Source organism: Acinetobacter pittii (assembly GCF_022449185.1).
In the GTDB taxonomy this organism is placed as follows: Bacteria; Pseudomonadota; Gammaproteobacteria; order Pseudomonadales; family Moraxellaceae; genus Acinetobacter; species Acinetobacter pittii_I.
Map to the genome: position 1 here is coordinate 211,311 of NZ_JAKUKO010000005.1, position 20,777 is coordinate 232,087.

General features: G+C 38.5%; 20 protein-coding genes. 10 read left to right on the forward strand and 10 right to left on the reverse strand.

Annotated elements, in window-relative coordinates:
- Nucleotides 1-13 precede the first annotated feature (13 nt).
- The 5 genes from mvaB to ivd are packed head-to-tail and all read right to left on the reverse strand — an operon-like array spanning nucleotide 14 to nucleotide 6,527.
- On the reverse strand, nucleotides 14-916 hold the full coding sequence (gene mvaB, locus MKX14_RS12980) for a hydroxymethylglutaryl-CoA lyase (RefSeq protein WP_240282634.1): 903 nt from the start codon (nucleotides 914-916) through the stop codon (nucleotides 14-16).
- Nucleotides 913-2,904, reverse strand: coding sequence for an acetyl/propionyl/methylcrotonyl-CoA carboxylase subunit alpha (locus MKX14_RS12985; protein WP_240282635.1), 1,992 nt, complete (start codon nucleotides 2,902-2,904; stop codon nucleotides 913-915). The genes mvaB and MKX14_RS12985 overlap by 4 nt, the downstream gene beginning before the upstream one ends.
- A gap of 11 nt (nucleotides 2,905-2,915) precedes the next feature.
- Nucleotides 2,916-3,719 carry an enoyl-CoA hydratase/isomerase family protein gene (locus MKX14_RS12990; RefSeq protein WP_240282636.1) on the reverse strand — a complete coding sequence of 268 codons (804 nt, stop codon included), beginning with the start codon at nucleotides 3,717-3,719 and terminating at the stop codon, nucleotides 2,916-2,918.
- 9 nt (nucleotides 3,720-3,728) lie between these two features.
- On the reverse strand, nucleotides 3,729-5,330 hold the full coding sequence (locus MKX14_RS12995) for a carboxyl transferase domain-containing protein (protein WP_240282637.1): 1,602 nt from the start codon (nucleotides 5,328-5,330) through the stop codon (nucleotides 3,729-3,731).
- Nucleotides 5,331-5,354: 24 nt separating this feature from the next.
- Nucleotides 5,355-6,527, reverse strand: coding sequence for an isovaleryl-CoA dehydrogenase (gene ivd / locus MKX14_RS13000; protein WP_240282638.1), 1,173 nt, complete (start codon nucleotides 6,525-6,527; stop codon nucleotides 5,355-5,357).
- A 144-nt stretch (nucleotides 6,528-6,671) separates the two neighbouring features.
- On the opposite strand from ivd, the gene MKX14_RS13005 reads away from it, so the two are divergent.
- From MKX14_RS13005 to MKX14_RS13025, 5 genes are all read left to right on the forward strand, one after another.
- Nucleotides 6,672-7,289 carry a TetR/AcrR family transcriptional regulator gene (locus MKX14_RS13005; RefSeq protein WP_002114305.1) on the forward strand — a complete coding sequence of 206 codons (618 nt, stop codon included), beginning with the start codon at nucleotides 6,672-6,674 and terminating at the stop codon, nucleotides 7,287-7,289.
- Between the two features lie 108 nt (nucleotides 7,290-7,397).
- Complete coding sequence (locus MKX14_RS13010) at nucleotides 7,398-9,092, forward strand: AMP-binding protein (RefSeq protein ID WP_240282639.1); 1,695 nt, start codon at nucleotides 7,398-7,400, stop codon at nucleotides 9,090-9,092.
- A gap of 71 nt (nucleotides 9,093-9,163) precedes the next feature.
- Nucleotides 9,164-9,835, forward strand: a complete 672-nt coding sequence (gene cmoA, locus MKX14_RS13015; protein WP_032062693.1) for a class I SAM-dependent methyltransferase — start codon at nucleotides 9,164-9,166, stop codon at nucleotides 9,833-9,835.
- Between the two features lie 276 nt (nucleotides 9,836-10,111).
- The gene (locus MKX14_RS13020; protein WP_240282687.1) at nucleotides 10,112-11,395 is read left to right on the forward strand and encodes a DcaP family trimeric outer membrane transporter; all 1,284 of its coding nucleotides are present in this window, start codon (nucleotides 10,112-10,114) and stop codon (nucleotides 11,393-11,395) included.
- Nucleotides 11,396-11,495: 100 nt separating this feature from the next.
- Nucleotides 11,496-12,851, forward strand: a complete 1,356-nt coding sequence (locus tag MKX14_RS13025) for an MFS transporter (protein WP_133480486.1) — start codon at nucleotides 11,496-11,498, stop codon at nucleotides 12,849-12,851.
- 47 nt (nucleotides 12,852-12,898) lie between these two features.
- On the opposite strand, the gene MKX14_RS13030 is transcribed toward MKX14_RS13025, so the two are convergent.
- On the reverse strand, nucleotides 12,899-14,137 hold the full coding sequence (locus MKX14_RS13030; RefSeq protein ID WP_240282640.1) for an SGNH/GDSL hydrolase family protein: 1,239 nt from the start codon (nucleotides 14,135-14,137) through the stop codon (nucleotides 12,899-12,901).
- Between the two features lie 111 nt (nucleotides 14,138-14,248).
- Between MKX14_RS13030 and MKX14_RS13035 the strand changes: the two genes are divergently transcribed.
- On the forward strand, nucleotides 14,249-15,154 hold the full coding sequence (locus tag MKX14_RS13035) for a LysR family transcriptional regulator (RefSeq protein WP_240282641.1): 906 nt from the start codon (nucleotides 14,249-14,251) through the stop codon (nucleotides 15,152-15,154).
- Here the strand turns inward: MKX14_RS13035 and MKX14_RS13040 are convergent.
- Nucleotides 15,147-15,449, reverse strand: a complete 303-nt coding sequence (locus MKX14_RS13040; RefSeq protein WP_016806122.1) for a hypothetical protein — start codon at nucleotides 15,447-15,449, stop codon at nucleotides 15,147-15,149. The two genes, MKX14_RS13035 and MKX14_RS13040, sit on opposite strands and share 8 nt — an antisense overlap.
- 905 nt (nucleotides 15,450-16,354) lie before the next feature.
- Here MKX14_RS13040 and MKX14_RS13045 point away from each other — a divergent pair.
- The 3 genes from MKX14_RS13045 (at nucleotide 16,355) to MKX14_RS13055 (ending at nucleotide 17,510) form a co-directional block, all read left to right on the forward strand.
- Nucleotides 16,355-16,501 (forward strand): hypothetical protein, encoded by a 147-nt coding sequence (locus MKX14_RS13045; protein ID WP_005069891.1) that lies wholly within the window; start codon nucleotides 16,355-16,357, stop codon nucleotides 16,499-16,501.
- A gap of 265 nt (nucleotides 16,502-16,766) precedes the next feature.
- Nucleotides 16,767-17,195, forward strand: a complete 429-nt coding sequence (locus MKX14_RS13050) for a hypothetical protein (protein ID WP_017385584.1) — start codon at nucleotides 16,767-16,769, stop codon at nucleotides 17,193-17,195.
- A gap of 93 nt (nucleotides 17,196-17,288) precedes the next feature.
- Nucleotides 17,289-17,510, forward strand: a complete 222-nt coding sequence (locus MKX14_RS13055) for a hypothetical protein (RefSeq protein WP_002114549.1) — start codon at nucleotides 17,289-17,291, stop codon at nucleotides 17,508-17,510.
- Nucleotides 17,511-17,594: 84 nt separating this feature from the next.
- Here MKX14_RS13055 and surA1 read toward each other — a convergent pair whose 3' ends face one another.
- The 3 genes from surA1 to MKX14_RS13070 form a co-directional block, all read right to left on the reverse strand.
- Nucleotides 17,595-17,912 (reverse strand): surface antigen protein 1, encoded by a 318-nt coding sequence (gene surA1, locus MKX14_RS13060; RefSeq protein ID WP_000132045.1) that lies wholly within the window; start codon nucleotides 17,910-17,912, stop codon nucleotides 17,595-17,597.
- Between the two features lie 115 nt (nucleotides 17,913-18,027).
- A complete protein-coding gene (locus tag MKX14_RS13065) occupies nucleotides 18,028-18,252 on the reverse strand; it encodes a hypothetical protein (RefSeq protein WP_240282642.1) in 225 nt (74 codons plus the stop codon).
- A 279-nt stretch (nucleotides 18,253-18,531) separates the two neighbouring features.
- Complete coding sequence (locus MKX14_RS13070; RefSeq protein WP_240282643.1) at nucleotides 18,532-19,008, reverse strand: CinA family protein; 477 nt, start codon at nucleotides 19,006-19,008, stop codon at nucleotides 18,532-18,534.
- Between the two features lie 316 nt (nucleotides 19,009-19,324).
- On the opposite strand from MKX14_RS13070, the gene MKX14_RS13075 reads away from it, so the two are divergent.
- A complete protein-coding gene (locus tag MKX14_RS13075) occupies nucleotides 19,325-20,743 on the forward strand; it encodes an iron-containing redox enzyme family protein (RefSeq protein WP_240282644.1) in 1,419 nt (472 codons plus the stop codon).
- Nucleotides 20,744-20,777 lie beyond the last annotated feature (34 nt).

Sequence of the window (20,777 nt, forward strand, 5' to 3'; positions counted from 1 at the left end):
CTTTAATTTATGACTAGGCACACTTGGTTTGCCAATAAACATTTGCATAATTCGACAAGCTTTTTCGGTTTAATACATTGCTAATATTTTGGCTGGCTTGCATCAGTTTCTCTAAGTCAATGCCAGTTTCAAAGCCCATGTGTGACAGCAAATAAAACAAATCTTCGGTCGATACATTACCCGATGCACCTTTGGCATAAGGGCAACCACCAAGTCCTGCAAGGGACGAGTCAAAAACACGAATACCTTGCTGTAAAGACTGATAAATATTGGCAATTGCCATGCCATAGGTGTTGTGGAAATGCCCAGCCAAAACCTTGCTGTCGAGTTCAGCGAGGCATGCTTGCCAAACTTTTTGAACGCGATCTGGTGTTGCGGTACCAATAGTTTCACCTAAAGACACCTCATAGCAGCCCATGTCATAGAGCCGTTTCACAACTTTTACGACTTGTTCAGGAGCAATTGCACCTTCATAAGGACAGTCGACAACACAAGAGACATAACCGCGCACACGGATGTTATGTGCTTTTGCCGCGCTCATGACATCGCTAAATTTCTCAAAGCTCTCGTCGATTGAGCAGTTAATATTTTTACGAGTAAAACTCTCAGAAGCTGCGGTAAAAACCGCAACCTCTTTGCATCCTACTGCTTGAGCTGTCTCAAAACCTTTGATATTGGGCGTGAGCAGGCTAAATTGTACATCGGTTGTTTGAGGTAACAACTTAAATAGCTCGTCACTTTGAGCCATTTGCGGCACCCATTTTGCCGAAACGCATGAACCCACTTCAATCGATTTTAGACCTGCGTTAATCAGGTCATTAATAAAGTTTAAGCGTTGTTCGACGGTTAAGGCCTGCTTTTCGTTTTGGAGGCCGTCTCTGGGACCGACCTCCACGATTTTGACAAACTCACTCATGCAACTTCCTCCTGCGCAGGCTGAAATTCCACAAGCTCGTCGCCAGCTTTGACTTGATCGCCCACTTGGAAATAGGAATCTACAATCACGCCGTCTTTAGGAGCGCGGATGGTGTATTCCATTTTCATGGCTTCAAGCGTCATTAAAATATCGTCTTTCTTCACGCTATGATTTGCGCTCACAAGTACTTGAGTGACCACACCTGGCATTGGTGCTTTTAGGTGGCCTTCATCGGCTTGGCTATCTGCCTGATTAAAGTCTTGGCGAATATAAGCAAACTTATAGCTTTGTCCATTTTTGAACAAGGTAATGCTTTGCTGACTTTGGTTAAAAGGTAGCTTTTGCTTAGATCCACCAATTTGAACAGACGCCGTATGCGCATCAAGTAATTGACCAGAAATCGGGTAGCTTTGGCCATTATATTCTGCGGTGAAGCCATGTTCATTTGAGGCAAATTTGATTTGGATATTTTGGTTTAAATAATTCAGTTTAATACTGTGCTGATAAGCAATATTTAAACGCCATAGAGGCTGAGCTTGCCAAAGTTGTTTTTGACTTGAGCTGTTGTTATTAAGTTTACTTAGAAACTCAATAAATGCCGCTGCTACCACAAGTTCAGGTTTGATCTCTTCAGGGCTAAACAAGAAGTTTTGTTCACGCTGAATCAGGTTGGTATCGAGCTTGGCTTGTTTAAAAGACTCACTACGAACAATCTTTTCCAGAAAGGCAATATTGTTGCCTAAACCATCCACATGGAATTGGCTTAAAGCGTGTTGCATTTGAATGAGCGCAGCTTCACGGTTTTTACCCCATACAATCAATTTGGCAATCATAGGGTCGTAATAGGTCGTGATTTCATCGCCTTCAACGATACCGCTGTCTACACGCACATATTGGTTTTGAGTTGGGTAGTGTAGATAGTCAATTTTACCGATTGCAGGTAAAAAGCCTTTTTCAGGTTCTTCGGCATAGATCCGTGCTTCGAGTGCATGTCCGTGAATCTGCAATTCGTTTTGTAGTTTAGGCAAAGCTTCGCCATAAGCCACACGAAGTTGCCATTCAACCAAGTCTTCACCTGTAATCATTTCAGTCACTGGGTGCTCGACTTGTAGACGGGTATTCATTTCCATGAAATACGCCGTACCGTCTTGTTCCACAATAAACTCAACCGTACCGGCACCGACATAATTTACCGCACGTGCAGCATCAATTGCCGCTTGGCGCATTGCATCGAGCTTCTCACTTGGCATTTGTGGAGCAGGGGCTTCTTCTAACACTTTTTGATGGCGACGCTGTACAGAGCAGTCACGTTCAAACAAATGCACATAGTTGCCATGTGTATCGCCAAACACTTGAACTTCAATATGGCGCGGTTGAATCACATAACGCTCAATCAAGACATCATCATTACCAAAGCTCGATTTAGCTTCACGTTTACACGAAGCTAAGGCATGCAGAAAGTCTTCACTGCGTTCAACCAGACTCATGCCTTTACCACCGCCGCCAGCACTGGCTTTAATTAAAACAGGATAGCCAATTCGGTCTGCCTGCTGTTTTAAAAAGTCGGCATCTTGGTTAGTTCCGTGATAACCCGGTGTTAAAGGAACACCTGCTTTTTCCATTAAAGCTTTAGAAGTCGCTTTTAAGCCCATTGCTAAAATGGCATCCACTGGCGGGCCAATAAAGCAAATGTTGTGTTGTTGGCAAGCGAGTGCGAACTGGTCGTTTTCAGAAAGGAAGCCATAGCCCGGATGAACCGCTTGGCTGCCTGTATCAATCGCTGCTTGAATAATGCGGTCGGCTTGTAAATAACTTTGTGTTGCAGGGGACTGACCAATATAAACCGCTTCATCTGCAAGTTTAACATGTTGTGCATTTGCGTCTGCATCTGAGTAAACAGCAACCGTTGCAATACCTAATTTTTTAGCTGTACGAATCACACGGCAGGCAATCTCGCCACGGTTCGCAATTAAAATCTTTTCAAACATGATGATCGTCCTTAATTGTTGTTATTCGAGTTAGAAACCCAAGCAGGCTGCTGTTTATTTAAAAAGGCACTCAGACCTTCTTTTGCCTCGCTGCCTTGACGAACTTGAGCAATATGATGTGCTGTCTGTTGCAGTAAATCATTGCTCATGGTCTGGTTGCTCACCATTTGAATGAGTTGTTTTGATGCCGCTTGAGCATGCGGGCCACCGAGTAATAGCGCATCAACAATTTCTTGAACTTTTTTATCTAAGTCTTCGGCATCTGCAACCTCGTGTGCTAAACCAATATGCTTAGCATCACGTGCTGAAATCCGCTCGGCAGTTAAGAAATAGCGAGAGGCTTGTCTTGCGCCAATTGCACGAATTACATAGGGACTAATGGTGGATGGAGCAAGTCCTAAACGAACTTCGGAGGTTGCAAACTTGGCATCAGTGCTGGCAATACAAATATCACATGCCGATGCTAAGCCCATACCGCCGCCAAAAGCAATGCCATGCACTCGAGCAATGGTCGGTTGTTTAAGTGTTGCAAGTGCATCTAACATTTGGGCAAGTTTTAATGCATCTGCTTCATTTTCAGTTGAAGATGCCTGACCTGCGTGTTTCATCCAGTTGAGGTCGGCACCTGCTGAAAAGCTTTTGCCGCGACCAGCTAAAACCACAACACGAATGTCATCACGGGTATTAATTTGCTTAAAGCAGGCATGTAGTTCTTCAATGACTTTGGTATTAAAGGCATTGTGCAATTCAGGGCGGTTCAGCCAAACATAGGCAACCTGACCTTGTTGTTCGAGTTGTAAAAATTGATAGCTCATATACACCTCTTACATGCGGAACACGCCAAATTTGGTTGGCTGGATTGGAGCATTCATAGCGGCAGCAAGGCTTAAACCAAGTACCTGACGAGTTTGAGCTGGGTCGATTACACCGTCATCCCAAAGTCGGGCAGAAGCATAGTACGGATGGCCTTGACGTTCGTATTGTTCACGAATCGGTTGTTTGAATTCATCTTCTTCTTGTGCTGACCACTGGGCACCTTTTTGCTCAATCTGATCACGTTTTAAAGTTGACAGTACACTCGCGGCTTGTTCGCCGCCCATCACTGAAATACGAGAGTTCGGCCAAGTCCATAAAAAGCGTGGTGAATAAGCACGTCCACACATCCCATAGTTACCCGCACCAAACGAACCACCAATAATCAAAGTGAGTTTTGGTACATTTGCGGTGGCAACTGCCATAACCAATTTAGCGCCGTTTTTTGCAATCCCTTCATTTTCATACTGGCGACCAACCATAAACCCAGTAATGTTTTGTAGGAATAACAATGGAATATTGCGCTGTGTGCATAGCTCAATAAAGTGCGCGCCTTTCTGTGCAGACTCTGAAAATAAAATTCCGTTATTGGCAATAATGCCGACTGGCATACCATAGAGTGAAGCAAAACCGGTAATGAGTGTTGAACCAAAACGTGCTTTAAACTCATCAAAACGAGAGCCGTCTACAATACGTGCAATGACTTCACGCACATCGAAAGGTTTACGCGCATCGCTTGGCACTACACCATACAGTTCCGAGGCATCAAATAGCGGTTCATCAATTTGCTTGTTTAACTCATTTGGCTTTTTATTTAAGTTCGCAACAATGTTTCGCGCAATCGCAATTGCATGTTCATCATTTTCAGCTAAATGGTCAGCTACACCCGAAAGCCGTGTATGCACATCACCACCGCCTAAGTCTTCACTACTCACCACTTCGCCAGTCGCAGCTTTTACCAGAGGAGGGCCGCCTAGGAAAATCGTACCTTGATTACGGACAATAATGGTTTCATCCGACATGGCAGGTACATAAGCACCACCTGCGGTACAGCTACCCATCACCACAGCAATTTGGGCAATCCCTAGGCTCGACATGCGTGCCTGATTATAGAAAATACGCCCGAAGTGATCACGGTCTGGGAAGACTTCATCTTGCATTGGTAAATAGGCACCGCCTGAGTCCACCAAATAAATACAAGGCAAGTGATTTTGTTCAGCAATTTCTTGTGCACGTAGATGCTTTTTAACCGTAAGTGGGTAATACGTTCCGCCTTTAACCGTTGCATCGTTGGCAACGATCATGCAAGTGATGCCGTTGACTTGACCAACACCTGCAATCACACCTGCGGCAGGAACATCATCTTCATAAACGTTGTACGCTGCCAATTGACCAATTTCTAAAAATGCCGTGCCGACATCAATCAGTTGATCAATACGTTCCCGGGGTAAAAGTTTACCTCGAGCCAGATGTTTTTGGCGGGCATTTTCACCGCCGCCTAAAGCAATACGCTGGGCAACTTGTTTGAGATCTGTGACCAATGTTTGCATGGCTTGCTGGTTTGTTTTGAAGTCTTCGCTTCGAACATTAATCTTGCTTTGTAATTGGTTCATAAGATGCGTCCTTATTTATAATTATTATTTGGTTTCATTGAAAAGTTCGCGGCCAATCAGCATGCGGCGAATTTCAGAAGTTCCGGCACCAATTTCATAAAGTTTTGCATCGCGCCATAAGCGGCCAGCAGGGAATTCATTGATATAACCGTTGCCGCCTAGACTCTGGATTGCTTCACCCGCCATCCATGTTGCTTTTTCGGCAGCATATAAAATGGCACTTGCGGCATCTTTACGTAGACTGCGGTCATGGTCAGCTTTGTCACACGCAGCACCAACAGCGTAGACGAGGGCTTTACATGCCAACCATGTTGAATACATATCGGCAAGTTTGCCTTGCATAAGCTGGAATTCACCTAAAGCTTGGCCAAACTGTTCACGTTGATGTAAATAAGGAATCACGACATCTAAACAGGCATCCATAATACCTAAAGGGCCAGCACTTAAAACTGCACGTTCATAGTCCAAACCACTCATGAGTACTTTTGTACCATTACCCACGCCGCCGAGTACGTTTTCAGCAGGTACTTCTACATTGTCAAAGAACAGCGGGTAAGTGTTAGAGCCACGCATACCGAGTTTGTCTAAGTGGTTGCCGTGACTAAAGCCTTTCATACCTTTTTCAATTAAAAAAGCAGTCATACCTTTCGCACCAGCTTGCGGATCAGTTTTGGCATATACCACTAATACGTCTGCATCCCCGCCGTTGGTAATCCACATTTTTGAACCATTTAAAACGAAGTGATCACCTTTTTGTTCGGCACGTAATTTCATGCTAACGACATCTGAACCTGCATTTGGTTCAGACATTGCAAGGGCACCAACATATTCACCAGAAATGAGTTTAGGTAAATATTTCTGCTTTTGTTGCTCGTTACCGTTACGGTTAATTTGGTTTACACATAAATTAGAATGAGCGCCGTATGACAGGCCAATAGATGCCGAAGCACGCGAAATTTCTTGCATAGCAATAATATGAGCTAAATAACCCATATTGGCACCGCCATATTCTTCAGAAACCGTCATGCCTAAAAGGCCCATATCTCCAAATTTTTTCCAGAGATGTGCAGGGAATTTGTTGTCTTGATCAACTTGTTGGGCGATTGGTGCAATTTCCTTTGCACAAAATGCTGCCACTGAATCTTGAAGCGCAATTAAAGTTTCATCTAGACCGAAATTCAAGCTGCGTAGGTTCATGATATCTTCATCCTATTGGTTATATTTGTTGTCCATAAAATATTTTGTGGGTATTTGATAATTACCATACAATGATTTTTTAAAAAAGTGAATACTGATTCATAAAATGATTTACAATTCATTTTATTTGTTAGAGAATAAATTATGAGCTATAAACGATCATCTTTAATGCAAGAGCGGATGGAGCAAAATCGTAAGTCGATTTTGAGTTCAGCCAGAAAGTTAATTTCAGAGGGAGGGTTTAAAGACGCGCAAATACAAACAATTGCAGAGCAAGCGGGCGTATCAAGTGGTCTGGTTTATCGTTACTTTGACAATAAAAGCCAAGTGCTGATTGAAGTTTTGTCCGAAGCCATTAATACAGAACTATTGGTGATTGACTCAATTACCGAAAGTGACTTATCGGCAAAGCAGAAATTACATAAGGCTGTGGCAACCTTTGTAAAACGGGCACTGAATAGTCCTCAGCTTGCATATTCACTCATGTTTGAACCTGTCGATTCAACAGTTGAACATGAGCGTTTTCGTGTGAAGCAATTGATTAAACAAAGTATTAAAAAAATACTTGCGGATGGAAATGCAAGTGGTGAGTTTGTCTTGGATGATTTAAATACAGCAGCACTTTGTGTTGTCGGTGCCATGACCTATGTGGTAGTTGAACCCCTAGACCCAGCTCAAAATACAAAGTTTGATCATGCGCATAAAGACTATTTTTCAAAACAGATTGCTGATTTTTGTGTAGATGCTGTGCAGAGGAAATAGGGCATATAAAGGAAAAAAACACAAAGAAGGCGGTTTAGAAAAATAGTTGCAGTAACAACAATTAGATCAGGTAAGAAGAGAATTAGAAGAATCAAGGAGAATGATTCAATGCAACAAGAACGGTTAAGCTACGCCTCGGGACCAAGCACGCAGCCCTTATTGGGTATGACCATTGGTGAACAATTTGATCAGGCTTGTCGGCAATATGCTGAAAAGGAAGCAATCGTTAGTTTTCATCAAAACAGACGATTAACCTATAAAGCTTTACAAGATGAAGTAAATGCTTTTGCTTGTAGCCTTTTAAAATTGGGATTAAAAAAAGGCGATCGATTAGCCATTTGGTCGCCTAACTGTGTGGAATGGACAGTTACCCAATTTGCAGCTTTTAAAGCAGGGATTATTTTAGTCAATCTAAATACAGCTTATAAAAGCCATGAACTTGAATATGTGTTGAATAAAGTCTCATGCAAAGGATTGATTATTGCTTCTCAATTCAAAACGACTGATTACCAAGAACTACTCACAAAAATTGCCCCTGAGTTAACGAGCAGTCCAGATAAAGTACTTAGTTCAGCGCGACTGCCACATTTAAAATTTGTCATTAAAATTGATGATCAGCACCATACGGGTATTCATCGCTTTAGTGATTTAGTCACTACACCAACTTCTGAACAGCTAGAACAATTAAAACTATTAACCAAGCAACTTCAGTTTGATGAAACCATTAATATTCAATTTACATCAGGTACAACAGGTAACCCTAAAGGGACCATGTTGACCCACCATAATATTTTAAATAATGGCTATTTTGTCGGTGAAGGCATTCGTTTAACCCCTCAAGATAAAGTCTGTATTTCTGTGCCGTTGTTTCATTGTTTTGGCATGGTCATGGGGAATTTAGCCTGCGTTACGCATGGGGCAACCATGATCTATCCATCGGCTGTATTTAATTCTTTAGAAACTTTAAAAGCGATTCATCAAGAGCGTTGCACGGCAGCGTATGGCGTGCCAACCATGTTTATTGCGACCTTAGAACATGAGCGGTTTAATGAGTTTGATCTGTCGAGTTTAAGAACAGGCATTATGGCAGGTAGTCCTTGTCCACGTGAAATTATGCAACGTGTTATAGACCGAATGCATATGTCTGAAATCACCATTTGTTATGGCATGACCGAAACCTCGCCAGTGAGTGTACAAAGCTCGGTAAACGATTCGATTGATAAACGGGTAAGCACAGTTGGGCATGTTCATCCGCATGTTGAAATTAAAATTGTCGATTTAGAAGGGCAGATTGTTCCGCAAGGAACTTTGGGTGAGCTATGCGTTCGCGGTTATTCAGTGATGGCTGGCTATTGGGGTGAAAAAGAAAAGACCAAAGAGGTCATTGATGCTGCTGGCTGGATGCATACAGGTGATATTGCCGAAATGGATCAAGACGGTTTTATTAAAATTAAAGGCCGTATTAAAGATGTGGTGATTCGCGGTGGGGAAAATCTCTTTCCAAAAGAAATTGAAGACTTTTTATACACTCATCCAGATGTAAGCGATGTCCAAGTCATTGGCTTGCCAGATGCCAGATATGGCGAAGAACTCTGTGCTTGTATTATTTTGCATGAGTATCATCAAATTGATGAAGACAGCATTCGCCAATTCTGCAAAGAGCATATTTCTCATAATAAAGTGCCGCGCTATGTCCGATTCTTTAATGAGTTTCCAATGACAGCTTCAGGCAAAGCGCAGAAGTTTAAATTGCAGGAAATTATGCGAGCTGAACTTAACTTAACTGGAAATGTCTTTGATTAAAGAAGTCGAAAGTCAGGTCAAAGTGCAGCAAACTATAAGTTGAAAGGCAGCTTAAATAGAGGATAAACAAAATGGCAAAAGACTTTAATAGCCCAAAGGTAGTCGAAGGATATGACGAACATATTCGTAAATTAATTCCGGGTTATGAAGTGATCCATCAACAGGTGGATGCCATTTTGCAATCAGTGTTGCCGCCAAATGCTCATATTTTAATTGTGGGTTGTGGCACGGGGTATGAACTCGAATATTTACTTAAACGTCATCCAAACTGGAAATTTACAGCAGTTGATCCATCTTTGACTATGCTGCAAAAAGCTCAGGAACAGGTTGAACTTTTAGATAAATCTTCTCAAGTCACCTTTGTTCACGGTGAAACGTCAGCTTTACCTCTTGAGAATTGCTTTGATGCTGCACTTTCTATTCTCGTGGCTCATTTTATTGCAGATGACATAAAACCTGTTTTTTTTAAGGGTATTTATGATCGCTTAAAAGAAAAAGCGATTTTACTGACCTACGATTTAATGACGTGTGTAAATCCACAGCATCTTCAAGCTTTACGTTATTTATGTTTGGCACAAGGCTTAACAGAAGAACAATGTCAAAAAATGTTAGAGCGTATGGCGCAAGACTTTTTTAGCCTAACCACTGAAGGATATATAAAACTTTTAGAAAAAACTGGTTTTGAAAGTGTGCATCCTTATACGCAGATTTTGACGTATCAAGGGTTTATTGCAAAAAAATAATGGATTTGGGAAAGCGTTAATACGGATATAAAACCTGCATATTCTCAATGAGGAAGAGAATATAAAAACTGAAAAGAATTAGAAGATTTAGCTTTACTTAAAACAAATTAAAAGTGGTTTTCAGGCCGCTTTAGGGAGGTTTTGTCTAAAAAATATGATCGAAGGTTTTTCTTGTGAAAGAAAGACAAATTTTAAGCACCTATTTTAGATGGGTACATAACAAAAAGGATGTCGAGATCTTTAAGTCGAATTAAAGATCAAAAGGAAAATTTCATGATGAAAGTTTTAAATACAACGGTTCAAAAAAGCCTGTTGGCTGTTTCTGTGACCCTGTTTATGTCTTCCGCTTTGGCAGGTCAAACAGATCCTGAAATAGCACAACTTCGCCAAGAAGTGAAAGAACTTCGGGCTATGTTACAAGCCAATATGCAGGCGCAAAAATCTTTATCGCAAGGACGAGTGGAGTTAGCAACTACTGCAACGCCCCAAGCTATTCAGCCTACAAAACAAGGTTTAACCAAGTCTGGTGCAGAATTTAACTTATATGGTTATATACGGGCAGATGCTTCTTATCAAATGAAGGGGGCATCTACGATGTATAACAATATTAGCGGTGTTCCACTTGAAAACACGCCAGAAGAATCTGCACAAAAAGACCAGTTGCACAGTACGGTTAATGTGACACGTTTCGGGTTGAATTTTAAAACCCCAACTGCTGCGGGTGATGTGGGCGGGAAACTTGAAATGGACTTCTTTGGGGCTGCTACTCGGGATCAGTTTCGGATACGCCATGCTTATTTAACGTTTGATAAATGGCTCATTGGTCAAACGTGGTCAACATTTATCGCACCTGAATATTATCCGGAAACGATTGATGCAGGCACATTTGTAGGCAGTGCATTATTAAGATCACCACTAGTTCGCTATAGCGATAACTTAACGGCAAATACAAGCTTTGCAATATCGGTTGAAGATCCGAAATATACTGCGACCTCAGATCCTGACAATAAAATGCGTTTACCAGCCTTGGTAGGGCGCTTAAATCATAAATTTACTAATGGATCGATGTTGTCGGGACGTAGTTTTGTTGCCGAAAAGAGAACTAATCATGATGAGGAGGTCGCTTGGGGCGTAGGCTTGGGCGGTAAATATCAAATTACGCCCGATACATTACTCAAAGCCGATTATTACCATGTCAAAGGAGATGGGCGTTTTCTACTATGGAGTAACAGCGGCTATGCAATAGACGATCAAAATAATATGCATAGCAATGAATTTGATACCGTTTCTTTAGGTATTACTCATCAATTTACACCACAAATTCGTTCAACCTTGGGTTATGGCTATATGAAAGCCAAAGATGATAACCGTTTTGCTGAATTACAACGTAATAGTACCACCCAAAATAAAGAGCTTTGGCAGGGCTGGGTGAATGCACTTTATAACCCATACAAACCAATTACCTTGGGCGTCGAATATGTGTATGGCGAACGAGAAACTTTCAATGGACGTAACGGAATTGATAACCGCTTCAATATGATGGCGAGTTATGACTTTTAATTTATTCAACAAAACCTTGAATAATCTGTTTTTTCTTTAGGGTGCAATATGTCGTTTTAAAAAATTGAATATGAATTTATCTCACAAAGGAGGTGAGTAAATGACAACATCTAAATTAAATGTAAATGAAGTTATTGATCAGGCCAGATTTACCCCTTTTCACTGGAGTATTTTACTTTGGTGTTTATTAATTATTATTTTTGATGGTTACGATCTGGTGATTTATGGCGTGGTACTGCCTTTGCTAATGCAAGAGTGGTCGTTAACAGCTGTACAGGCGGGGATGTTAGCAAGTACGGCACTATGCGGAATGATGTTTGGGGCAATGTTCTTTGGAACACTGGCAGACAAAATAGGCCGTAAAAAGGTAATTTTAATCTGTGTGACTTTTTTTAGTGGTTTTACCTTTTTAGGTGCTTTTGCATCAAGCCCACTTGAGTTTGGGGTACTTCGGTTCTTGGCGGGATTAGGCATTGGTGGGGTTATGCCTAATTTAGTTGCACTTACATCAGAATATGCGCCTAAACGTATAAGAAGTACTTTGGTGGGGAGTATGTTTAGTGGTTATGCAATTGGGGGAATTCTTTCAGCATTGATTGGTAGTTATTTGGTTGAAAGTCAGGGATGGCAAATTATGTTTTTAATTGCCGGTATTCCATTATTTTTATTACCTGTCATTTGGAAGTTTTTACCTGAGTCTTTAACTTTTTTAGTTAAGACGGGTAAGACTGAGCAAGCACAGCGCATTATTCAAAAAATTTCCCCTGAACAAAACCTAACGATCAATACTCACTTAGTGCTTAATGAAGATAATGTTCCAACAGGTAGTTCTGTAAAGGGATTATTTAAACAAGGCCGTGCTTTCAATACACTCATGTTTTGGCTTGTATTCTTTATGTGCTTACTCATGGTGTATGCCTTAAGTAGCTGGTTACCAAAACTCATGCTGGCAGCAGGGTATTCATTGGGCAAAAGTATTTTATTCTTGCTTGCCCTAAATGTTGGCGCAATGATCGGTTCAATTGGCGGTGGTATTTTGTCTGATAAATTCCATTTAAAACCGGTAATTATGGGAATGCTACTGGCGGGTGTTTTAGCATTAATCGGTTTAGGCTTTAAGTCTCCAGCCTATGTTTTATATGGTTTGGTGACTGTTGCAGGTGCTGCAACGATTGGGACCTCAATTCTGCTTTATAGCTACGTTGCACAATATTATCCATTGAGTGTGCGCTCTACTGGGATTGGCTGTGCTTCTGGTGTTGGTCGTATTGGGGCAATTGTTGGTCCAATCTTAACGGGCATGTTATTAGTATTAGAATTGCCACATAAGATGAATTTCGTGATGATCGCAATTCCTGCAATTCTTGCTTTTTTAGCAGTCATGATGCTTCGACGACCTGCAGTTGAAAAACAGCCGATTGCACCGAAACTTACCGCTGAATTAGAAGGTAACTAATCGATATTGATACAGGTAGGAGAAAAATTCCTACCTGTATCTACATTTTATTTCTTCAGTAACTGGTTTAAATGAACCAGATTTGCCATTTGTTGATTCCCACGATCATTTGGATGTAAATGATCACCCGAATCATAAATTGGATTTAATCGATCAGGATGTTTAGGGTCTTTTAAGCCTTGCTCAAGATCAAGTACACCGTCAAATGTATGGCTGGTTCTGATCCAATGATTAATGCGCTGGCGTAATTCATCTTTATTGGGTTGATAGTAGTTATCTAACGGTGTATTGGGTAAAGCTCCCGAAAATGGTAATAGGGTTGCTCCAATCACTTGAACACCTTGGCGATGTGCTTCATCTACAACACCTTTATAACCTTGAGTGAGTGCTTCAAAAGTCGGTATTTGTTGTTTAGGTGCAAATGCGGTACCGGGCCATGAAATATCATTAATACCCACCAGAACAATTAATGTTTTCACACCTGAATATTGAAATATTTCTTTTTTCAAACGATCTAAAGCACTGTCACCCATACCGTCTGTGAGTAGTCGATTTCCTGAAATTCCACTATTAATTACCGCAACTTGATGTGGCGATAAGCGCTTAGCTAAAAAGTCGGTCCATCGAGTATTTGCATCTAAAGTTGCACTTGCTCCATCGGTAATTGAGTCTCCAATGACTGCAACTACATGGGCTTTACGCTTCGGTTTTACTTCCACAGCCGATAATAATAATCGTGCAGTTGTGGTTTTGGCACTGCTAGGCGTATTTAAATTCGCAGTCTGGTTGCCCGTAATGAGCCAACTGGTTTGTTTCGCATCCCAATGAAAAGTTTTAAATGTAGTGGGCTTTTGAATAAAGGTATTTACCATTAACTGTGCATGATCGGAAACAGGTAGCTGGATTGGATCACTAATCAGTTGTTTGCCAGGTAAAATTTGTGCTTTAATTTTCCCAGAAAAATAAACAGGATAAGCACTCTTTGATTTAAGACTTTGTCCTTTGACTAACCCCACAGTAGTTTTATCAATATAAAGCGGTTGATCCCCATATTGATTTGTAAAAACGAGCCGAACCGCTTCACCACCTAAACTAATTTGACTGATTTGCTTAATGGTCTGATTCGATATTTGATCTGGAATATTGGTCGGGAAAAAGAAATCTTTATTCCAGACTTTTTGTGGACTAGCTGCCCAAGTGGTAACCCACTGGCTCTTTTGTACTTCTGCTTGTGCAAAGCTCGTAAATAAAACAAGAGAGAATAGGGCGGGTTGATAAAGTTTCATCTCGTGAACTCTTTAAAATAAATTAAAGTTATCTTGAAACAAATTACTGGCTTGTTATAGCAACATAAGCGGAATAAGATTTGTGAATGAAATTCATAAATAGATTTTGTTATGTCATATTTTGATATTAATCGGTCTGGGGAGTTGGCAATTTTTATTCGAGTGGTCGAGTTAGGAAGCTTTTCAGCAGTCGCAAGAGCTTGTGACATGACGCCGTCTGCTGTGAGTAAGTTAATTTCACGCTTAGAAAAAAGACTTGGCGTCAGACTACTGAACCGTTCAACACGCCAGTTTCAGCTTACCAGTGAAGGATGCCAATTTTATGAGCAAGGCATTCAAATCCTGAACGATCTAGACGAGCTTGAACAATCTGTTACTGCAAACCATATACCGCAAGGGCGAATTAGAATTCATACCAGTCTTTCATATTGGACGCATTTTTTATTGCCTTGTATTTCTCTATTTAACGAGCGCTACCCACAAATAGAATTAGAAGCTCATTTGAGTGATGAAGTCATTAATTTAGTTGAACAAAGAATTGATGTTGCAATTCGCACGGGACCGTTGAAAAGCTCAAATTTGGTTGCTCGCTCACTCGGAAGCACTCAGAAACATTATGTATGTTCACCTACCTATATTGAAAAGAATGGTTATCCGCAGCATCCAGAAGAGTTATACGAACATCAGCTTTTAGACGTAAGTTACCAACGTCAAAATAAAACTTGGCTTTTTAAAAAAGACGATCAAGAAATCACACTTGCTCCCACTAAGGTTTTAAGAATAAATCATGGAGAAGCCATCTTGCAGTTAGCGCTTGCAGGTGCTGGTATTGCACAGCTTAACCAATTCCAAGTCAAAAAAGCTTTAGAACAAAAACAGTTGGTCAAAATCCTTGAAGACTGGAATATCAAGGCTTCAGAAGAATTTCATGCTGTTTGGATAGGACATGATAAATATGTCCCTAAGCGCGTAAGGGCTTTTTTAGATTTCTTGGTAGAGCATACAAAAGTTAGTTAATGGAGTCTTTTCTTGCGCTTAACTGACATTGGTGCATAGTTTCATTCATAGTTTCCACAAAGTGCATATTCGCATTAATATTTTGTAAGCTTACTTTGGGTAAGTTCTCTACAAACTGCGGCGAATAATGTTTTTCTAAAGAGTTATAAATACAGTTGCATTGTGAAAGTGCACGACCTGCCCAAACACAATGTGTATTAAATTCATTTTTACTGATAGACCTGCAACCTAATAAACTTATAGAACTTATTAATAGGGTGCAGATTAAAACAATACGATATAAAAAAAACATCATTATTGCTCTTCATTGGTTGTTGTTATCGTTAAGTCATGTTTATAGAAATTTTCTAGTCTTTATCGAGCGTTAAATATGGAAATATTTACTCTGAAAAGATAGGAAAGCAGAAACATAAAACTGTAGGATATTTTCTTGAAAATATTTTCAGTTAAGTCGATAACGTGATGAAGAGTAGAAGAAAAAATACGATATAAAATAATAGTCATTAGAGACTCCTTGGTGAAAGAAGTTGCGCCCAATCACTGCTATTAATTATGGTGGTGAAACGAAAGAGGGTTAGCAGACTGATACCTAAGAAACCAGCACACCCGAAGGTGTCCCACTCCCGTTCCTCCGTCAAAGGCACGAGGGGCTACACACCAAAAAACTTGTTTTTAGTGCGCTTAGGTAGACGGTCTGCTAAAACCGACTGACAAAATAGGTCAGCCGGAGCATCATAAGCTGAGCCTTAAAGCGGGTCAATTGCAAAAATAAAAGATTGGTTTATATAAACAAATATTAATATTTTTAAATTTTCATTAATAAAATAATGAGTTATTTAGAATTGAAAATATTGAATAATGGTTCAATAGAGGTTGAAAAATAATTTTTAATGTTTATATATCAAATATTTATTAATTGTTTATTTATATAGTGTTTGCAAGTAATGACTTATTTCAACATAAGTCAAAAAAGAGCGGGAAATTTTGATTTTATGAATATGCTGTAATCAAATAAATAGCTATTGCCAAATTTTAATTAAAATATCAATTGCAAGAAAAGTAATTTTTTAACATTTATATTATTTAGATTTTTACAAAAGCTTGCACAACCTACAAAACTTAAGAGAACCACAGCGGTAGGCCAACATAAGATAATGTTATTCATAAGCCTACATCTTAAGATTTATAAGGGTGACCTCAATGTTAAGAATTTTTTGTGCAGTGAGTATGGTAGTTGCAATCGCAATGGGTATGAGTGCATGCCAAGATCGAAATTCAACAGATGATGATGGAACACATGGTTCGAATGACCCAGCAACTACTCAACAAATGGAAAAAAACTCATAATTATTTCGCTTAAGGAAACTCACATTTATGTGGGTTTTCTTATCGTTATTTTCTATAAAATATGTAACATAATAAAAAAAGCAATTATATAAAAATATAAAATTAATCAATAAATTAGTGTGTTATAGCCTTTATATTAATTTGTTGTTATTGAATTGTTTCCTCAGTAAATTATAGTTTCAAAAAATTAATAAAATAAACACAATAAATTACTTATATTCATCCAAAATTCATTTTAGTGAAAACAATTTTTAAAGGTAAGGATATGCCCCAGTACTTAAAAATAGCTGAGAAAATCTATCAAAATGTTAAGGAAAAAAAAGGGTTTGTAGATGATCCTATGGAAGATCTTAACAATTTAATGATTGAGCTTAGACATGAGATTAAGGGGACAAAACTTAAACTTTTATACAATTATATTGATTTTGCTGAATTGCTGATAAAACCTCTTCAGGAATCTAAAATTAAATTGGATTTAAGTATTATTCCAAAGAGTAAAAATACACAAGAATTTGTGCTATGGCTTGCAGGTTTTATTGAGCGTATTACTACAGGTGGCCAAGAAAAGTTACCTCCAATTCGCGATAAAGTTGCATTACCAGCGTATGCTTATGAAGAAACATATCCTGCTAAAGAAACCCCCGTAAATAACGGGGAAGAAATTATTGAATATTTTAAGAAAAACCAAAATTGATAGTTCGTTTGAGTCCGACCCAACTTGATTGTCAGACTTTTGCATTAAGTTAATGGGAAAAAATGAACTTCAGTTAAGAAATAAGGTGGCGGTATGTTTGTATATTTTACTGATGGAACTTGCATTAATGATTCTGAAATTTATGGTGTGAAAGCTAAGCAAGAACAAAACAGATATGTAGTAGAAGTTACGATCAAGCCAACACATACACTATCTACGACACCGGATGTACAATTTAAAAAAGAAATTTTTGATGATCCGCACCAAGCCAATCAATATCTTAGTAATAATTTTAATATGCCGCCGTTTTTCTAATTTATAAATATTTCAAATAATAAAAAAGCTTATTTCCCAGGGCCAATAGGAAATAAGCTAGATGCTTTGGACCAATTAAGGATGTTACATGTCATCCCATGCATCTTTAATGGCTTGTTTTGCATGTTCCCATTTTAATCGGGATTCAGCTTTGAGTTCTTCCCACTTTTGTTGCAAGCTACCTTCCATATCTTCAAACTGAGTTCCTTCTTTAGATTCTGAACGGGCACGGTGACCTAGTTCATAAGCTGCAGAAAAATCACGATCATAATCCAGATCTGGCGTAGTTAATTGAGCTTCTTGATAATAAGGTCGAGTAAGATAACTTTCTCGCCAGCGAGAGTCAGAATAATTATGGTCGCCAGCTACTAGTTGAGCATGGTCTGTATTTTGATCTGTCATCAGTTTTTCCTCTTCTCTTATTTAATTTTATGCTTATGTTAAATTTAGGAAGGTGAGGGCACCTTCCTAAATAAAATGAATGACCGCATCAAATGACATTTAATTCAACAACGGATTAGCGTTGCTGATTGTTATTTGAATTTTGTTGGCCTGAATCTTTTTGATTAGAGCCTTGTTGTTGGCGGCGGTTGTCATTTTGCTGTTGTTGCTGATTGTTTTGTTGCTGTTGATCGTTTTGCTGTTGGTTGCCTTGTTGCTGCTGGTTGTTACGGTTGTCGTTTTGCTGTTGTTGTTGCTGTTGATTATCGCGTTGATTGCTTTGATTATTAGTAGTGCTCATCTTTAATTACCTCATATCATTTATGATGTGTGTTTTATCTGAGAGCTTCAGATAGGTTCATTAAAACATGAAAATATTTAATGTGTAGCCTTGGGGTGTTACCCTATATTTAACTGTAACTTTAAATATTAAATAAAGCCTTGATTTATATAAAATGTAATTTTAATGAATAAACATAATTAATATGAATATAGTTAAAATTACATTTGGGTACATAGAGCTTAAATAAAAGCTATGATCATTTCTAAATATGTATTTGTTATCTTTTATGAAGGAAAGCTATTTTTTATTATCCAATATTACATATTTTATATCTTGCGTAATGTAATAGAGCAGTTGTCTAAGTTTAAGATAGGGTAGTCCTTTAAATAGTCGTCTAAAATTATAAAAATTATCTTTATAATAAATACAATAAAAAAAGGTCCCTACAGGTTTTTCTTTAGTTTCAGTACCTCCTTTTTTTAATAATCCAGTACAAGCGATATAAAGGTCGGCATTTATTAGTTCTTTCCCTTTTTTAATCATCTCTACAGTGACTTGCATAGACTCAGGCGTATATTTTTCAATGAGTTCAGGTGAAATATGAAGAGTGTTTTCTTTAACACGTAAGTCGTAGCTGACCAAGCTACCAATCAGAATATCACCTGAATAGGGACTTAAAGAGAAGCGATAAGCTAAATAACCCGCCGAAGCACTTTCAAAAAATGCGATTTTAATTTTTTCTTGTGCTAGTAATTTGCAACATGAGTTAAACATTTGTTTTCTCCCTGAAACTGTTTTTAATTTAGTTATAAGATTATTTTTAATTTATTTTTGTTAAGTTTTTAGACTTTATGATTTTAAAGGTAGCTTAAGTGTAATTAAAGTTTGTTGTTTATATATTTTTTATAAAAACATACAGTTAAATAATTCTAAAGGTGAGAATGTAATTTTGTGTTAATTTATATCTATTTGAAATTTAATAATTTTAAAATTATATGTTATTTTTTAATAACGCAATATAACAAAGATAGGCTGGGATTATAGTTTAGCTGAAGTATGGTAGTTTATAGCTCACTAAAGGAGAATAGAAATGCCTGTTGTAGTGAAAGAAAGATTATTAGACTTATTACAAGATAATCAACAAAACTATTACGAATTATTTGTTTTTTTCCTTGATCCTGATATTTCTAGTTTTGAAAAAGAAAATAAAGCAAAAGATTTACTTAATAAAGAAATAGATAGAATAGATGAAAAGGGAATTGATTTTCCTGCAACTATAAATACGGTTAAAGAATGGTGTCAAAATGACAATAAACAAAATTGTGAGTTATTTCAGGCTTATCTAAATCGTAGACAAAGTGGTGGTGAGAGAGAGTACTTCCAGAACGTGGGTCAGGCATTTGAATTTTTAATTAAGGTCTCTCCAACTAAAAAAGTAGACGGGGCATGGTTATATAGTTTAGTTCACTACTGGAATGATCCGATTTTCCATGACCTTATTATTACCTATCTAGAAGAGCTGGGACTGGGTGAGCCGAAAGCAAATCATGTCTGTATTTATGATGACTTATTACGTAGTCTCGGACTCGATAGTTTTGATCTACTTTTAGAGGATGAATACTATCATAATGCCGTGATTCAGCTAGCGCTTGGTTACGCTCCACCTGAGTTCATTCCTGAAATTGTCGGCTTCAATTTAGGTTATGAGCAACTGCCATTGCATCTCCTCATTAGTAATTATGAGCTTGCAGAACTGGGTATCGATTCTAAATACTTTAATTTGCATATTACTATCGATAACATTGATAACGGACATGCAGATAAAGCAATTAAAGTTATAGAAAATATTTACGATAAATATAGAGATAAAGAACTTTTCTTTAATAAATTGAAGCGCGGTTTTGCTCTTAATAATCATGGTGTTTCTTCTTCAAAAATTATTAAAAATTTAAATCTTGATGATTTAGTTCTTAAAATTTTAAAAAGAAAAGCGCTCGTGGGGCAGCTTATTCATAACGAAACTAGACAGTTTGGATGTAAAACCATTAACCAATGGTTATCAAACCCAGAAGACGTTAAAGGCTTGGTTACACATCTCATTGATCACAAGTGGATTAAATTAAATACCGACCCTGAACAGAGCGTGTTTTGGCGGATGATTAATGAAGAAAATGGAAAAATGTTTGGGGTATTTAACCCTGTAGAACGTCAAATTATTCATGACTGGATTGCTGGTACTGATCATTCTTCTAACTACTTGGCCTACAGCAGAGAGCTAAAGAATAGCCAGCGTATTCAAGATTATCTGTTTAGCTATATTTCTGATGGCGAACTCGATGCACTCCAAGAGCGTATACGTCAAACACCTGACCTTGCCATAAAAATATGCAAGCTGACTCCATTTTTGGCTCCAGATTCACACCATAAAAGCATTGGGCTTTGGAGCACGCGTAAATATGTCGAGCTCCTTTTTCCATATTTAAGTTCCTTTAGCAAAACGAACTCTTGAAGTTTTTAATTCACCCCACGTTTAACTTTAAAAC

Excerpts from the sequence above, each read along its gene's own strand:
- ivd (WP_240282638.1), bottom strand. The coding sequence starts at position 6,527 with ATGAACCTACGCAGCTTGAATTTCGGTCTAGATGAAACTTTAATTGCG.
- MKX14_RS13070 (WP_240282643.1), bottom strand. The coding sequence starts at position 19,008 with ATGTTTAACTCATGTTGCAAATTACTAGCACAAGAAAAAATTAAAATC.
- cmoA (WP_032062693.1), top strand. The coding sequence starts at position 9,164 with ATGGCAAAAGACTTTAATAGCCCAAAGGTAGTCGAAGGATATGACGAA.
- MKX14_RS13005 (WP_002114305.1), top strand. The coding sequence starts at position 6,672 with ATGAGCTATAAACGATCATCTTTAATGCAAGAGCGGATGGAGCAAAAT.
- MKX14_RS13065 (WP_240282642.1), bottom strand. The coding sequence starts at position 18,252 with ATGAGCACTACTAATAATCAAAGCAATCAACGCGATAATCAACAGCAA.
- MKX14_RS13045 (WP_005069891.1), top strand. The coding sequence starts at position 16,355 with ATGTTAAGAATTTTTTGTGCAGTGAGTATGGTAGTTGCAATCGCAATG.
- MKX14_RS13075 (WP_240282644.1), top strand. The coding sequence starts at position 19,325 with ATGCCTGTTGTAGTGAAAGAAAGATTATTAGACTTATTACAAGATAAT.
- MKX14_RS12985 (WP_240282635.1), bottom strand. The coding sequence starts at position 2,904 with ATGTTTGAAAAGATTTTAATTGCGAACCGTGGCGAGATTGCCTGCCGT.
- MKX14_RS13035 (WP_240282641.1), top strand. The coding sequence starts at position 14,249 with ATGTCATATTTTGATATTAATCGGTCTGGGGAGTTGGCAATTTTTATT.
- MKX14_RS13020 (WP_240282687.1), top strand. The coding sequence starts at position 10,112 with ATGAAAGTTTTAAATACAACGGTTCAAAAAAGCCTGTTGGCTGTTTCT.
- MKX14_RS12995 (WP_240282637.1), bottom strand. The coding sequence starts at position 5,330 with ATGAACCAATTACAAAGCAAGATTAATGTTCGAAGCGAAGACTTCAAA.
- mvaB (WP_240282634.1), bottom strand. The coding sequence starts at position 916 with ATGAGTGAGTTTGTCAAAATCGTGGAGGTCGGTCCCAGAGACGGCCTC.
- surA1 (WP_000132045.1), bottom strand. The coding sequence starts at position 17,912 with ATGACAGATCAAAATACAGACCATGCTCAACTAGTAGCTGGCGACCAT.
- MKX14_RS13050 (WP_017385584.1), top strand. The coding sequence starts at position 16,767 with ATGCCCCAGTACTTAAAAATAGCTGAGAAAATCTATCAAAATGTTAAG.
- MKX14_RS13010 (WP_240282639.1), top strand. The coding sequence starts at position 7,398 with ATGCAACAAGAACGGTTAAGCTACGCCTCGGGACCAAGCACGCAGCCC.
- MKX14_RS13025 (WP_133480486.1), top strand. The coding sequence starts at position 11,496 with ATGACAACATCTAAATTAAATGTAAATGAAGTTATTGATCAGGCCAGA.
- MKX14_RS13040 (WP_016806122.1), bottom strand. The coding sequence starts at position 15,449 with ATGATGTTTTTTTTATATCGTATTGTTTTAATCTGCACCCTATTAATA.
- MKX14_RS12990 (WP_240282636.1), bottom strand. The coding sequence starts at position 3,719 with ATGAGCTATCAATTTTTACAACTCGAACAACAAGGTCAGGTTGCCTAT.
- MKX14_RS13030 (WP_240282640.1), bottom strand. The coding sequence starts at position 14,137 with ATGAAACTTTATCAACCCGCCCTATTCTCTCTTGTTTTATTTACGAGC.
- MKX14_RS13055 (WP_002114549.1), top strand. The coding sequence starts at position 17,289 with ATGTTTGTATATTTTACTGATGGAACTTGCATTAATGATTCTGAAATT.